Origin of the sequence: Hymenobacter sp. YIM 151858-1 (assembly GCF_025979705.1) — a bacterium.
In the GTDB taxonomy this organism is placed as follows: domain Bacteria; phylum Bacteroidota; class Bacteroidia; order Cytophagales; family Hymenobacteraceae; genus Solirubrum.
Map to the genome: position 1 here is coordinate 1,166,832 of NZ_CP110136.1, position 14,405 is coordinate 1,181,236.

General features: G+C 61.9%; 14 protein-coding genes. 4 read left to right on the forward strand and 10 right to left on the reverse strand.

Features of this window, described 5'->3' with window-relative positions; translation table 11 throughout:
- Window positions 1–43: 43 nt before the first annotated feature.
- The gene (locus OIS50_RS05195) at window positions 44–865 is read left to right on the forward strand and encodes an agmatine deiminase family protein (RefSeq protein WP_264694329.1); all 822 of its coding nucleotides are present in this window, start codon (window positions 44–46) and stop codon (window positions 863–865) included.
- A 69-nt stretch (window positions 866–934) separates the two neighbouring features.
- Here the strand turns inward: OIS50_RS05195 and OIS50_RS05200 are convergent, their stop codons facing one another.
- The 6 genes from OIS50_RS05200 to OIS50_RS05225 form a co-directional block, all read right to left on the reverse strand.
- Window positions 935–1,606: a PD-(D/E)XK nuclease-like domain-containing protein gene (locus tag OIS50_RS05200; RefSeq protein ID WP_264693266.1), complete on the reverse strand. Its 672-nt coding sequence runs from the start codon at window positions 1,604–1,606 to the stop codon at window positions 935–937.
- A gap of 48 nt (window positions 1,607–1,654) precedes the next feature.
- Window positions 1,655–2,359 (reverse strand): hypothetical protein, encoded by a 705-nt coding sequence (locus OIS50_RS05205; protein WP_264693267.1) that lies wholly within the window; start codon window positions 2,357–2,359, stop codon window positions 1,655–1,657.
- Window positions 2,360–2,424: 65 nt separating this feature from the next.
- Window positions 2,425–2,739 carry a DUF3846 domain-containing protein gene (locus tag OIS50_RS05210; protein ID WP_264693268.1) on the reverse strand — a complete coding sequence of 105 codons (315 nt, stop codon included), beginning with the start codon at window positions 2,737–2,739 and terminating at the stop codon, window positions 2,425–2,427.
- 48 nt (window positions 2,740–2,787) lie between these two features.
- Window positions 2,788–2,973, reverse strand: a complete 186-nt coding sequence (locus OIS50_RS05215) for a SymE family type I addiction module toxin (protein WP_264693269.1) — start codon at window positions 2,971–2,973, stop codon at window positions 2,788–2,790.
- A gap of 10 nt (window positions 2,974–2,983) precedes the next feature.
- Window positions 2,984–3,481, reverse strand: coding sequence for a hypothetical protein (locus tag OIS50_RS05220; RefSeq protein ID WP_264693270.1), 498 nt, complete (start codon window positions 3,479–3,481; stop codon window positions 2,984–2,986).
- Window positions 3,474–3,836 carry a hypothetical protein gene (locus tag OIS50_RS05225; protein ID WP_264693271.1) on the reverse strand — a complete coding sequence of 121 codons (363 nt, stop codon included), beginning with the start codon at window positions 3,834–3,836 and terminating at the stop codon, window positions 3,474–3,476. The genes OIS50_RS05220 and OIS50_RS05225 overlap by 8 nt, the downstream gene beginning before the upstream one ends.
- Window positions 3,837–4,025: 189 nt before the next feature.
- On the opposite strand from OIS50_RS05225, the gene OIS50_RS05230 reads away from it, so the two are divergent.
- From OIS50_RS05230 to OIS50_RS05240, 3 genes are all read left to right on the forward strand, one after another.
- The gene (locus OIS50_RS05230) at window positions 4,026–4,436 is read left to right on the forward strand and encodes a DUF2493 domain-containing protein (protein ID WP_264693272.1); all 411 of its coding nucleotides are present in this window, start codon (window positions 4,026–4,028) and stop codon (window positions 4,434–4,436) included.
- A 1,485-nt stretch (window positions 4,437–5,921) separates the two neighbouring features.
- Window positions 5,922–6,437, forward strand: coding sequence for a M15 family metallopeptidase (locus tag OIS50_RS05235; RefSeq protein WP_264693273.1), 516 nt, complete (start codon window positions 5,922–5,924; stop codon window positions 6,435–6,437).
- A complete protein-coding gene (locus tag OIS50_RS05240) occupies window positions 6,430–6,870 on the forward strand; it encodes a hypothetical protein (RefSeq protein WP_264693274.1) in 441 nt (146 codons plus the stop codon). The genes OIS50_RS05235 and OIS50_RS05240 overlap by 8 nt, the downstream gene beginning before the upstream one ends.
- Window positions 6,871–7,334: 464 nt before the next feature.
- Here OIS50_RS05240 and OIS50_RS05245 read toward each other — a convergent pair whose 3' ends face one another.
- From OIS50_RS05245 to OIS50_RS05260, 4 genes are all read right to left on the reverse strand, one after another.
- A complete protein-coding gene (locus tag OIS50_RS05245) occupies window positions 7,335–8,024 on the reverse strand; it encodes a hypothetical protein (protein WP_264693275.1) in 690 nt (229 codons plus the stop codon).
- Window positions 8,025–8,051: 27 nt separating this feature from the next.
- Window positions 8,052–12,296 carry a DEAD/DEAH box helicase gene (locus OIS50_RS05250; RefSeq protein ID WP_264693276.1) on the reverse strand — a complete coding sequence of 1,415 codons (4,245 nt, stop codon included), beginning with the start codon at window positions 12,294–12,296 and terminating at the stop codon, window positions 8,052–8,054.
- Window positions 12,297–12,357: 61 nt separating this feature from the next.
- The gene (locus OIS50_RS05255) at window positions 12,358–13,482 is read right to left on the reverse strand and encodes a site-specific DNA-methyltransferase (protein ID WP_264693277.1); all 1,125 of its coding nucleotides are present in this window, start codon (window positions 13,480–13,482) and stop codon (window positions 12,358–12,360) included.
- A gap of 188 nt (window positions 13,483–13,670) precedes the next feature.
- Window positions 13,671–14,375, reverse strand: a complete 705-nt coding sequence (locus OIS50_RS05260) for a hypothetical protein (RefSeq protein ID WP_264693278.1) — start codon at window positions 14,373–14,375, stop codon at window positions 13,671–13,673.
- Window positions 14,376–14,405: the final 30 nt, after the last annotated feature.

Here is a 14,405-nt window from a genome sequence, read left to right on the forward strand (position 1 = left end):
TACCGTCTTTGTCTCCGACCTTCTGCCCAGGCGTTACCCGCAGGTGTACGCCGATGTAGCAGCCGCCTTGGAGCTTGCCGGTTGCTCCCTGCGTTTGGTTCCACGCACGCGGGACGTTTGGGTGCGGGACTTTATGCCCGTGCCGCTGCCTAGGGGCGGGCTCGTTCAGTTCCGGTATGCGCCTTCCTATCTCCGAACTCCGCGGGAACGGGCGACCATCCCCGATACCCATATGCTGTGCACGGCTCTTGGCCTGCAGCCTCAGCAATGTGAACTGCTGCTGGATGGCGGCAACGTGGTATTCGTAGGCCGAGCTGCCGTCGTGACGGATCGGGTATACAGTGAAAACCCGGGGCTGAAACGCGATGAACTGCGGCAAAAACTACAAGTTGTTTTAGGGGTCGAGCAGCTGCTCGTGGTGCCGGCACACCCGGACGACTTCACCGGCCACGCCGACGGGTTGGTGCAATCGGTAGATGAGCACACCGTGTTAGTCAGCGCCTATCGGCGGGAACCTCCGGCGTTTGTACACGCTTTCCGGCAGACCTTGGCCCTGGCGGGCTTGAGCTGTGTTGAACTGCCCTACAATCCGTACGGCAACCGCACGTACACTGATGCGGCCGGGGACTACGTAAACTCGCTGGTGCTGCCCGAGGTAGTGTTGGTGCCCCAGTTCGGGCAGCGCGAAGATGAGCTGGCGCTGCGCGTTTATGAGCAAGCCTTTCATGGGCGGCGCGTGCTGGGCATCAGAATCGAGGCGGTAGCGCAGGAGGGCGGGGCTTTGCACTGCATCACCTGGACAGCCTGCAGTAGCAGCGGCACCCCGCGCTTGGTCAGAAACAACCATCTCATACCGGCCATCTAACACACAGGGCAAGTCATTTTACAATAAACGAAAACGGCCGGTCTCCTCAGTGGGACCGGCCGTTGTGGTTCATGCCGCCGCATCCGTTACGAATGCTGTTTGCTCGCTGCGCTCGGCGTAGGCGCGCAGCAGGCGGCGGTACTTCTTGCGGCCCTGCGCCATTGTGGCGGCGTCGGCCGACAGCTCCACCACCCAGATGTCGTGCGGGACTTTCTTCTGCACGCCGATGATGACGAAGCGGTCAGCACCCAGCACGTCGGAGTAGAACGCGGCCTGGCGGTCGTAGTCGTACTGCTCGACGGTGGCGACGAAGTGGGCGTAGTCGCTGCAGCTGGTGGTTTTGAAGTCCACGAGCACCTTGCGGCCCAGCACCGGCGTGGTCAGCAGCAGGTCGGGGCGCAGCTTCACGGTCAGGCCGGTTTCCTCGTGCACGGCGGTGTGCGTCAGCTCGGCGGTGCCCCGGTACAGCAGGTCGCGGCAGTAGCGTTGGCGGCGCACGGCGGCGGCCAGCTGCTGCAGCAGCTTTACCTGGGCCGGGGGCAGGGCAGGAGCGGCATAGCGCTCAGGTTCCAGCACGGCCTCGTGAAACGCGACGCCGAACGTCAGCGCCTGGGGGTTGGGGGTGCGGACCTGCCCCAGCAGCTCATCTTTGAGGCGGCTCAGGTCGGTGTTGCTGACGAAGGGGAGGGAGCGGTGCTGCAGCTGGGTCAGGTTGGGGTGTGCTTGTACGTTGGTAAACATGGCGGGAGGAGAATAAGCGGCCCCGACTCTGCGGCCGGGGCCCGGTGGCTATTCGGTTTCGGCGGTGGTAGGCACGGCTGCGAGCTGGGCGGGCTGCTGCTCGGCGTGGTAGCCGGCGGGCAGGCGGTAGCCCTCTGTGATGCGCCGTTCCTCGGTGCCGGTCAGGGTTTCTTCCCGGTACAGGTCGAAATCCTGGGCAAACTCCTGGCGGGCCCGCACCTCGGCCGGGTCGGCAGGGGAGTAGCTGAACTCCACGATGTAGTATGTGGCGGGCTTGCCGTCCTTCTCCGTCTGCTTTTTGGTGGGCGTGGCCGTCAGCACCACGTCGGTCAGCTTCAGGTCGTCGTAGAACAGGCTGGCGTTGAGCTTCTGCAGGTTCTCGACGCTGTAGCCGTGGAACAGCACGGCGCACACGGCGTCGGTTTCGTCAACAAAAAACAGCTCGGCCCAGACCTTGCGGCCCATGTTCAGGATGTTGTCGGAGAAGATGCGCAGGGCCATGGGGATGAAGCTGAGCGTCTTGCCGAGCACCTTTTCACCGCCGACGTTGAACACCCCGGCTTTGAGGTCGGCGGGGATTTGCCGGGGGTGGCCGGGCAGGTAGCGGAAGCGGCTGGTTTCGGTGACTTTGCCCGTGTCCTCGTCAACGGTGGCCGTGAGGTAGGCGCGGCTGGGCGCCTGGAGGGTAGCTGCTGAAGCGGCTGGAGCAGCAACAGTGGCTGTAACAGTCTGTTTGTTAGGTTTATTTTCCATTTGGTTAAGCGCTTGTTATAAATGAATAAATGGGGGCCGGTTACCGGCCCGGCCCCCGTTGGCCGTTAGCGGAAGTGTTTGTTGTGGCAGAGAATCACACGGCCCACGATGCTGTCCTGGCCGCGCGCCTCCGGCTGGTGCTGGTACCAGAGGTAAGTGGCCAGCAGGTTGAGGTAGCAGGGGGTGCGGAACTTGCCTTCGTCGTCGATGATGAGGATCAGCTCGTCGGTGAGGCGCACCACATCCACCAGGCGGCAGTCGAGCAATTCGTATAGCTCGGCCAGCTGGAAGCTGCGGCCGTTGCGGGGGCTGATGGGTTGGGGCTCGGCGCTGTGCGGGTCGAGCAGGTGGGGCTGGTACGTGGTAGAGGTTGCGGGCATAAGGGGGGGAGTTAGGGCCCGCGCCGGCGTGGCGCGGGCTGGTTGGAACTAGGATGCGGGGGTGATGATGAGGCGGCCGGCCTCGACGTGGACCAAGGCGACGGTGCCGGGGGCGAAGCCGGCGGCCTCCAGCCAATCACCTTGCAGGCGAAGCGACGAGGTGACGGCTGGGCGGGGATGCAGGCGCTTGAAGTGCGGGGCCACCTTGAGGCGGCGCGGGGCGTAGCTGAGCATGGCGGGCCGCTTATTTCAAGTCCCAGGGATGCAGCGCGTACTGCGGCTCGTGCAGCTCGCCGTAGCGGTCGGCGGTGCGCAGGCGCGGGGCGCCGGTGTGGTTCAGCTGGTCGGCGGCGGCCTGGGCCTGCTCCTGGGTGGCATAGCAGCCGGCGGCGGCCTGCTGCTGGTAAAGGTGCGGGTGGCCGGGCTGCGGGGCGCTGCACACGACGCCCCAGGGGGTAGCGGTGGCGAAGCGCAGCGCGGGCTGCCACGGCGCGGCCGGGGCCCAGAGCGGGGCGGCGGCGCAGGTGTAGCAGGCGAGGCCGGCGGCGCGCAACTCCTGCAGCTCCTCGCTGCAACGCTCCACGCTCAGCCCGCTGCGGAGCGCCAACGTGGACAGCCCCACGGCGCGGCCGTGGTGGGCGCGGCACACCCCCAGTAGGCGGCTGGCCGCTACGCTGAGCGGAGCGCCCTGCACGGCCGCCCCTGCTACAGGGGCGGCCGGCGCGGTGGCGGCGCTACGCATGACGAAGCGTAGCGCAGCGGTGACGACGAGCCCGGCACGCGAAGCCAGACCGGATGGCGGGCGCCCCGGTGAGGCCCCACACGGTGCGGCTGATGGCCCGCTGCGCATGACGGCGGCATACCGGGATACCGGCAGCAGCGGCGGCGGCTACCGCGGCGGCCACGGCCTGAAACGGGCACTCCTGCGCTTGCCACGGCGCTATAAAGCACTCCCCGCCAATGTGGTAGGAGACCTGATACTGCGTAGCCTGGTAGCCTGTAGCGCCTACGTAGTGGCTGATGGTGGCATGATGGGCCACGGCCGGGCCGGACCAGGCGGCCGAAACGAGCTGCGAAAACTGCAAGGGGGTGAGCATGGCTGTAGGTGTTAGCCGTGTGGTGCGCTCCTGGCGGCCTGCCCAGCGCGCGGGCGTCCGGGCCTCTGCCGAACTACTATACTAATATACGCACATATGGGCACATATGGTACACATATGGTACACATATATACATAAAAATTTCATTCAAGCACGCGCATAAGTGTGTATATCTGCGTATATTGAATTATGATAAAAGTACAAAGTGTGTATACCGTAGCCGTGGTGGGCAGCCGCCGCCTGATTGAGTGCCCCGCTTTGCTGGCCCGCCTGAATGAGCTGCACGCTGCCGGGCAGCTGGGGCAACTGGTGAGCGGCGGTTCGGCAGGCATAGACACACTGGCCGCCACCTGGGCACGGGCCCGCGGCGTGGACCTGGTGGAACTGCGCCCAGACTACCGCGCCCACGGTGCCGGCGCCCCGCACGTGCGCAACGCTGAAATAGTGCGCCGTGCGGGACTGGTGCTGGTTTGCTGGGACGGGCAGAGCCGGGGTACGCTGAGCGCCGCCCGCGCCGCTGTGCGGCAGGGCCGCCCCTGCGAGTGGTTAGTGGCGCCCGCGCCCAGCGCGGGCCCAGTGGCCGGTGGCCTGGGGCTGTAAGGCCCGGCAGGCCGCGACGCGGCCTGCCCCGCTAAAGGCCCCCGGCAGCCCCGCTACTGCAGGCACTACGCCGACCCTGCAGCACAACGGCCAGCCCCGGAACGTGCAACCTGGGACAGGCTGGCGGCCCCTACGGACGCCGTGGCAGTGCCGGGCCGACCACAACACCTAAATACCACGGCCTGGGGGTCTGGGGGCCGGGCCATGAGGGGCCCCGGCAGACCGGCGCGAAGCGCACCTTGTGAGGCGTAGCAGCCAGCTGCCGCTGTTGCTGCGCCCGGCCGCTGCCGTTGCGGATGCTGCAGAGCTGGCTGCGGAGTCCGAGGTGAGCCAGAGCAACGCGGAGGCTGCAAGGCGGCTCGCGGACGGTTCAACGAAGTGCCGCCCGTGGTGCCGCCGGACTACACGCTATGCGTTGGGCAAGGCTTGTTGAGGGGTAGTGACTCCCGCTGCCTGATAAGCTGCTTCAAGCTATCCTGAGCTGCCGTTGCCGCCTTCAGCCGCTTTAGCCGCTCTGAGTCGCTGTTGCTGCCGCTGCGTGCGTGGGCAAAGGCCGGCCGCTGCCGCGAAGCGTTGGCGGCGGGTGGCCGTGCGGTGGGCTGACGTATGGGCCGTCAGGGGCTGGTGGGAAGGGCCTGGCCGCCGCGAAGCAATGGGCGGGCAGAGCCGTGCGGTGGGCGGAGCGTCTGGGTAGCTGCGTCGGGCAGAGCGTTTGGGTGGGAGCGTCGGGCAGCGACTTGTGCAGCGTGGTGTCGGCTGGGGGTGGGCAGAGGCTGGCCGACTAAGGGGAGGCGGGCCGGGGTGGGGGCTGTGGTAGCGGAGGCTGGCTGCGGGCGGCGGTTGGCGGGCTGAAAAGGCAGCGGGCCGGAGCGTGGGGCGGTCGGCAGCTTCGGCGGCATCGGGTGGCGGGCAGGGGGAGGCTGGCTGACCGCAGCAACCGGAGCCCTGCAAGCGTAGCGAACGAGGAGCGCAGCGTAGTGGAGCGACGAATGAGCGGAGCGCAGCGTGGGCGGAGGGCGCAGGGAAGCGGGCCGGGCGGAGGCTTCGGTAGCGGAGGCCGGGCACCGGTGCTGGGGGCTGGCGGGTAGGGAGCGGTGCGGGGCCGGAGCGTGGGACGGGCGGTGAGCGGGACGACGGGCGGCGCTTTTTGGGGCGCGGCCCGGCGGCCGGCGCTGGGGCGGTAGCCGACTGCCGGGGCCCGTTTTCCAGGGCCTGGGCTGGCGGCGTGGAACGGTTGGCAGCGGCAGCAGCAGCGGCAACAGCAGGAGTGCGCAAGGGATGGTAGCCAAGCCGACGCAGGAGGCTGCCCGCAGGGCCGCAGCGAAGCGGAGTGGCGGACAGCCCGACCCGTAGGGGTGCGCTCAGATAAGTACAATTTGATGGCTAATTACCCGGAACTGGCACCTCTTACGTTTGACTGCGTATAATTACACAAAAGTGTAAATCAGTACACCTTTGTAGATACACCTAACGGCACACGGTACCATGGCTTATTCGACCATATCATCCTCACGAACGCTGCCGGAGCTGACGCCGAAACAGGCAGCCAGCCAAGCCGCACGATTGGCCCAGGCAGCGCCCACGCTGGCCGCGGCTTACGCGGAGGCGTTGCGGCGGTGGCTGCTGGACCCGGCGTTGCGGCTGGCGGGCCGGCCGATTGTGACGGAGTGCTTTCGCTCGGTGGAGCGGCAGAACGAGCTGTACGCCCAGGGGCGCACGCGGCCGGGCGCCATCGTGACGTACAAGCGCGGCGGGGAATCGAAGCACAACCTGGGGCCGCCGACGCCGGCGCTGGACGTGGCGTTTCTGCTGGCCGACGGGTCGGTGTCGTGGTCGGGGCTGCTGCTCTCCAAGTTTGCCCGGCTGATGAAGGCGGCCGATGCGCGGGTGGTGTGGGGCGGGGACTGGAACGGCAACGGCCGCAGCGACGACGAGCGGTGGCTGGACCGGCCGCACTTCGAGCTGCTCACGGCGCCGAAAGGAGGGCCGGGCCATGGCTAACCCGGTGCTGGACAACTGGGGCGTCATCACCTCGGTGGTGGGCGGGGCGGTGGCCGTGCTGCTGTACTTCGTGAAGAACTGGCGGGCGGTGGAGGAGCTGAAGGCCACCTGCCGCACGAACGAGCAGAAGTCGGAGGCCTTGACGCTGCGCGTGGACGAGTACCACGTGTCGGCGGTGGCGCGGGAGGCCAAGCTGCGCGACGAGGTGCGCCTGGACATCGAGCGGCTGCGCACCGAAAGCCTGGAGCAGCGCGAGGCCCTGCGCCAGCAGATGAACCAGCTGGTGCTCAAGCTCACCGAGCGGCTGGGCCACATCGACAAGACCATGGCGCTGGTGGAGGAGCGCACGCGCAACCTCTCGGACGCCTACAAGGAGCAGGTGGAGCGCAACCGGTGGGCCGACCGGATTCTGGCCCGGCTGGATAAGGAATAAAGTGGTCAGGGGGTGGCTGTGCGTTGTCAGTGGCTGCCCTTGCGACTTAACTTTTTCTGCCGGACGATGGTATGGAGCATGGAGATGAGGCAAGCGAAGCCGAGCACCTTGAATGGATCGGCTTAGGAGTAAAAGCTACAAGTTGCGGCTAAATATGCTCGATTACAAAGCTTGCACGACTGCCTATTGCTAAAATTAGTAGCATCAGACAGATAACTTTATCCCTGTATCGACCATCTAAATTGCCTTGTGCAAATGGCTTCTATTACTCCTTGCCGAACTCAGCCCCTGGCTCCACGGCCTGCATTCGCCGAATCCGCCAAAAAGGTCAACAAATACTTGACCCTTCCAGGCCTGCGTGCGTATATTTGTACACAGTCCCGGTACTCCCTCTCCCAGATGTCTTATGCTGGTGATGGAGCCGGGTTTTCTGTTTTTAGGGGTAGATGGTTTCGCGCCCCTGATTATTGTGGCGCTTGTCCTGATGGTTTAGCCTGGTATCTGGCACGCCGCTGCTGCTCCGTCTGCAGCACTGCAGTAAACCGATCTAAGGGCTGCAACCAAGCCACTACCTGCGGCTCTATCCAGCCAATGAGTTGAATGGTTTGTGCATGTTGTTGCTCCAGCGTGCGTAGCTTCCAGCAGACGGGCTCATTGTGGTAAACCCGATTGCGGAGGTGGCGCACAGCGTTGATGGCGACCGATACGGTAGATCGTTGACGGTCTTGCTTGGGCAGGTGGGGAAACGCCAAGCGCAGCTGTTTCCACAGCACCAACTCGTATGCCGCGTTGAACAGAGATGACCAGAAGCCGAAGGGTAGCTCGGCCACTACCTTGTCGGCAGACAACGTTTCGCCACGGTCCAAAATGTATTCCTCGGCTTTGGTAAGACTGGACTGCAGCCCCACCAAAGCGGGTTCTCGCTGGCTGAGTACCTGGTACCAATCAGGGGTCTGGAACAGATACGAGAGCTGCCGGTGAACGGCATTGCGGAGTACCACTTCAGCCACCGCTAAGCTGGGGTATAAGCTCTCGGACAGCAGAATATTACCAGCGTACAAGGCTGCGGCTTCGGAGGCATCCTGACCGGCGGCATGGTAGAAGCGCGCCAAGCGGCCTGCTGAAAACAGGCGCTCCATGTGCTTTTTCTCCATCTTTGGCTGCTCACTTAATTATTAATATTACTTCCAGCGGATCTCTACTTCGCCCCCGGCAGGCAGCGTGAAGACTTGACGGTTGGCACAGAACTCCTCCAAGTACGATTTGAGCGCACCAGCACTCTGCGAAACTTTGCTATCGGCCGGTAAGTGATAAGCCAAAGTGTAAGGCATGAGGAGAATACATTTAGCCATAGCACGGGATACCGCTACGTTGGTACGTTCCATCTGCATCAGAAACTCTTCCTCGCCTTGGATGACATCCACGTCACCAACCCCATAGGACACGATAATCGTGTGCCTCTCCCCTCCCTGAAACCGTTCTACGGTGTCGACCGCGCCTTGTAATACCTCGTAGGCAACGCCGGGAAACAGCTGCCGAAGCTGGGCTAGCACTAAGGCACGTTGGGCTTTGTGCGGAGTGACGACACCAATGCCGTACTTGAAGAAATCTTCATCGGTGAACTCAGTAAAGGTGAATCCGGCAGCTTGCGGCGCTAATTGCGCCGCCGCTGCATGGCGCAGCAGATAAGCCAGCGCAGCAGCTTGCTGGGCTTCGGATCGGTTGGCCTGCGAGGAGCGCGTATCGTGGTAGAGCAGAGCTGTAACGGCACGGTCGGGCGCAAGCACCGCCTCCAAGGCCGGGCGCAGGTCAGTGCTGGCCGACAGGGAAGCAGGTAGCGTGATGGCACTGATAGGCTGACGCAACTCCAGGCACAGGTCGGACTGGCTGGCGCGCAGGTCATGCGGGTAGCCCAGAGTGCGGGCGTAGTCCACAATGGCTTCGCAGGAACGGTAATTCACCAGCAGCGGCTGCTGCGCGAGGTTGAAACGGTCGAGCAGGTAATTGTGAATGCTGCCTACCAGGTGCTCAGCACCGGCGGGCGGGTCGAGCGCGTGGATGGGGGGCATTTGCTTCGGGTCGCCCGCAATGAGTACCTCTGCGGCTGGTTTGAGTGTGGCCAAGGGCATGAAAGCCAGTTCGAGCGGTACCTGGGAGCTTTCGTCTAGGATAAGTAAGTCGAAAGCTTCCGGCAGACTGTCGTTGCCGTTGGTCAGGACATGGGCCAGCTTGCGGGCGTTGTGGGCGCTGGTGGCGAAAATGGAAACGTCGGGTCCGAAGAAGGACAGCCGTAGTTCAGGATCAGTCGCGGGGTCGGTCAGGCGTACGGCGGCCGCCGTCAGGTGCGCGGCGCCTGGCTCGGGCAAAGGGGCAACGGGCCGGCTGCGCGAGTAGACCACGAACAAGTCAGCCGGCAACGCGGGCAGCTGGTTCAGTTCCTTCAGCAGCTTGTGAGCCAGCACTTCCACGGCGCGGTAGTTGGGGCCGGTCAGCAGAATGTTACGGGGCCGGTGGCTGCGGTTAGCTTCTTCGATGACAGCCAGCAAGTAAGCTACCAGCGTAGACGTTTTGCCCGTACCGGGCGGCCCCCACACCAACGACAGACGCTGCTGCGCCACGGCTTCGATGGCCTGCTGCTGGCTGGGGTCGAGCGCGTAGCTGGCGTTGCGCAGACCGGAGTAGTGTGTGGCTCGCGCAGCTAACGCGGCGGCCTGCGCGGCACTACGTGGGGGGTTAGTGGTGACCAGCGCATTGGCCTGCCAGAGGACTTCAGCCAGCGGGGTAAGGGCACTAGGCGTGCCGGTGGAACGGGATGGGGTTGTACCGAGTGTAACGCTGGCGGCTGGGTCGGGCACGGCGCAAGCTGGATTGCCTACAGCACGCAGAATCTCGCATATCTCATCCTCCTGGCTGTAGGGCAGCCCGTCCATCAGGAACAGCTGACCGTCTACCGGTAATTTGCGTTGAGCCAACAACTCGCCCAGTATCGTCGCCTGCTCGGCTGAGTTCGGGTTGCGCGGCAATAGCTCAATCCCGGCTTCAAGCGTTTCGCGGTTTAGGCGCAGACGCACCCGGATGAGTTGGGCAATACTGAGAAAATAGAACCGTCGAGCAGGGTCGTCGGCCGGAGGCAAGGGCAGGCCTAAGCTGTAAGGTGTTTCCAAGGGCAACCCGGGCCGTTGCGCATTACCCAATACGAAATACTCGCCGTTGTCGTCCAGCTTGGTTTCGCGGGAATCGGGGCTGACCCGGTAGCGGAATTCAGTAGGCGAATGCTGCGCTATCTGATCCATCAGCACCAAGGCCTTGTAGCTGGCTTCTAGCGCTTCAGCAGGCAATACGAATTCAGCCTCCCGCTCCAGACGGGCAGTTTTAGCGCTAATTTCAGCCCACTGCATCCAGACCTTAGAATCAAAGGCTACACCCCTGGGCCCAGTAGGATTTGTGAGGCTAAGGCGGATAGCGTCACCCTGCAAGCGGGGACGAAACTCTGTGCGCAACCGGTCGGTAATTTCACTCAGGGCCCGTACCTGCTTGGCAAGGGCGCTGGCGTAATCGGCAGAGGCTTTGGATTTTGTTTTCAGCTCGTTGCCGCTGCGAATCGTGCCCTGATTCTTCCAGACCTCATAAATCCGCTCGCGGGGAATACCGTTGCCGAAAGGGTCTTGGAAGTAGTTATCCATCCGCATGTCATAGCCGGGCTTGTGATAAGCCTCATAGGTGGCCCACAACGTAAATGCATGGGCTTCGGGACCAAACACTACGCGCTGCGCCAACTCCCCAACGAAGACGATGTAGGGCGAGATGGCGCTGTCTCGGGGCAGTAACTCATCAGGCGGAAAAAGCCGTGCTATGGCCGGAAGCAGGCTCCGCCCGGGCTGGCCTAAAATGATGGGTAAGTGCCGCCCCACCGCAGCGCATAACTCCTCAAACTGCCGAGGTTCCCAAAAATGAATTTGGGTTTTGGGCTTTATGTCCTCGCCCGTTTTTCCATTGTTCTCCCGAACCTGCTTTACGTCCTTGAATACCTTTTGAAACTTATCCAGAAACGAGTGCAGCGTATGCCATTCACTCGGCCGGTTGTTGTTTTCAACAGTGGATTCAAACTGGTCGTGCGTGACCAGCCATTCGCCATTGGGCTGCTGCACGAAATGCACGTACCGAAAGGCAATACCAGTTAGGCAGCCTGCAGCCGCATCGAAGTTGACGACAATGAAAATTTGCAGGTCAATCCACCTTGCAAGGCCAGCCAACACCGCATCAGCGTCGGTGTCGGTGACGCCTGTTTTGATAGCCTGGGCCCGCCGGGCCACAAATCGGCGTACACGTTTGAGAAAGGAATGTTCTCGCAACACCGGCTCATCGGCGTCGATGGCACACAATCCCGACAAGTCGCAAGTGCCGTCGGCTTCGAGCACCTGACGGGCGCCTTTACTGAGTTGTGGCAATTGGCTCAGGTGGTCGGACGACAAAGCGGCGGGCTTGCAATACCAGTCGGGGTGTGCTTGCAACTTGGTTTTATCATCCCCGGTAAGCCAACGTTCGTAACCAAGCCAGTCGCAGTTACTACACAAGCCACAGACGTGGTAATCAATTGTTGTCCAGCCATGCGCCGCAGCCTGATCAAGAACCCGTAGCACATCCTGCTTTAGGAAGCGGACGACACTGGGTGCAACAACCGAAAACTCGACTTTTTCGAGCGTGTCTAGGATAACCTGAAACTTTTGCTCGGTAGTAACGCCAGCATGGCTGGCCAGCAACGCGTCGAGGGCCGGCTTTTCTTGGTGTGTCCATAGAAAGCACTCGTCGGACACGAAGTAGTCGTTCTGTAAGCCATTTTCCTCTAACCAGTTGGCCAGCACAATGCTGTACAACACCACTTCAGCGGCGTAGCTCTTGTTGCCCTCCGCAGTGTTTTTTACATCCACCACACTCAAGGCAAGGCGCGGCTCCGTGGCGGGTAGGCGTCGGCGTTTGCCTGTGGGCATGACTTCCCATAACAGACCGGTATTGGGCCGTACCAGCACAATATCAGGTCGCATTCCCTGCAGAGCCGGAAAATGAAGCACCTGCGTTGGGGTAAGACCCAGGTTCTGCTCGAGCAGTCGTGAACGGAAATCCTCAGGCTCGATGGCAGGCTGCAAGCACAAGCCCGGAGTCGGCACCGCACGTAATGCGCGTACCAAGTCTATCTCATCGAACTTTCCGTCGGCCTTCTTTTTGGCTTGCACGGTTGGAGTACCAAACATGTTGACCAACATGTTGTACTCGTGGTCCTCAAACTCTACGCCGGCCGCTGTTACCAACTGAATATTGGGACGGGCGCTGAGTGGCACCGGAATCCCAGCGGCCTCTAATATTGCGTGGCTGTTGGACTTGAATAACGAAAAGAATAGCTCACGGTCACAGTTTGTACGCAGGTACATAGACAAGGTAGACTTGCCTATTTTGGCGGGCGGGAAAGAAGGCACTGGGCGGATATCTAGGTTATTGACGAACCAAGTGAAAATCGTACTCGACGGCCGCAGTTGAAGCAGCGGCCATCTGAGCGGCTTGACGTTTACCGGAGTGGGCTGTTTGGGCATTACGCACCGAAACAACGCGCCACGGAATGGTGGAGGCTTCCAAGGAGTTGAGCATCAACTCCCGGGCATCCGTTTTGGCAGATGGAATGATGCCGAAGCGAACATACATATGTAAGCTATCGGCTGTGGAACGGGCCATGTTGGCCCAAACCTGCCCCAACGATTCGGCGAAAACGGCTTTACCGGTGTGTTGGAGCTGATTGGCATTGCCGTAAGCAACGTGGTCTGGGCCACCCACGAACCAGTTTCGTAACCACTGATCTTCCACATAGGTCCTCATGCCGTAGTAGGGCGGCGAGGTTACCACTACTGAGAAATCCAGAGCCTCTTTGGCGATGCTGTCAGGCGAACGGGCATCTCCCAAACAAACATCATTAAAACTAACACTAGCCGGTAGAGGACTTGACGGAATACGCTCCAGCTTGCGCTGCAGAACGGCTATAACATCCAAATTGGGTGCTGTCAACTGCTTCTGTTGCCAAAACTTAACGGAGTATTCCGGTTTCGACGAGAAGGTTCGCGGCATCTGATTAGAGAAGTAAGCCTGATTCTCCGGCTTTTTGCTCATAGGTCCGTGTAGGCAACCTAACATTGCTGCCCGAAGCATAATGGAGGCTTCTGTATGCTGTTCGAGTGTTAGCAGCCCTTCACGGATAGCACAGATTTTTCGGAGGACTTCTGGATGGTACGCCCCGTAGAAAAAGGCCGAATCGGGAATGTGCTTCGGAATAATTGTATCGATGAACGCACGAGCCAAATCCAAGATCGGGGCTTGCAACACCTGGCATAACTTAGCTTGGGCAATTGCTACCGCTACAGGAGAAGCATCTACTCCTGCAGAAGCTAGCCGTAGGGAACGGGCCGCAAATAACGTGGTGCCCCGTCCGCAAAAAGGATCTACTACTTTGGATTTTGCTGCCTTATGTTTCTGCAGCACCTGCATCGGGTACTCCAAAGGAAACATCGTGAAATAAGGACAAATAGCGTTGAGCGCGTTCTGTGGCTCGTATGCTAGGCCTCTGGCCATGGGTAAGTCAAGTTAGTCGGTATTAAGCCTCGCTCGAAGGTGACGAAGCATACCAGGTGTAAAGTAAGTAATAAGCTTTCTGAAGCAGGCTCTCCACGAAAACATTAAAGAGCTTTTTGGCAAGAGAATGAAACGGTGTGAACCATAGCCAAGAGCAACATGACAGACGAGGCGCGCTTGCGCACATGCTAAATATGGTTGGGGTTGATGCCGTGACGCAGGGCGAAGCGGTGGGCATCCTGCCGGTGGCGGTGGTCGATGGCGCGCTGGGCGGCTTCGTTGGGCTTCCAGTCGGGGCGGGGGTGGCGCTGGGTGGCGGTTTGGGTTTCGGCACGCAGCTGGTCGGCTTCGGCGGCTGAAAGCAGGCCGCGCTTCTGCTTTTGGTTGATGAGGCTCAGGCGCTGGCGCAGGTGCTCGGCGTTGGGGTGGTCGTCGGGGATTTGGCGGCCGATGCCTACCACGAGCTGCGGGGCGGCCCGCTGCAGCTGCTGGAGGGTGTGCTGTTCCTGGCTGGCGCCGCGGGCTTTCTGGTCGAGGTGCTGGTTTTCGAGAAAGCGGGCCTTTCGATCGAAGTACTCGCGGATGAGGGCGTAGATGCGGGCCGGGTCGAGCGACTGGTAGAACTTGCTGCCGTTGGTGCGGGCTTCCTTCAGGGCCAGGATAATATCCTTCAGGCTGTCGTGGGTGTAGGTCTGGGCCAGCGTATCGGCCATTTCCAGGATGTCGGCCGCGTCGGGCTTGTCGGGCACGCGCAGCGAGTCGATGAAGGCGCGCAGGATGATGACAAGCAGCGCGACGAGCACCTGCTCGCCGTGGCGGCGGCGTAGCTGGTAGAGCTTGGGGGCGGCGTGGGCCTGGGCGATGGTCAGCCCGGTGGACACCTCGGCCAACATGAGGCGGGCATCGGGGCTCGGGGTGCGGGC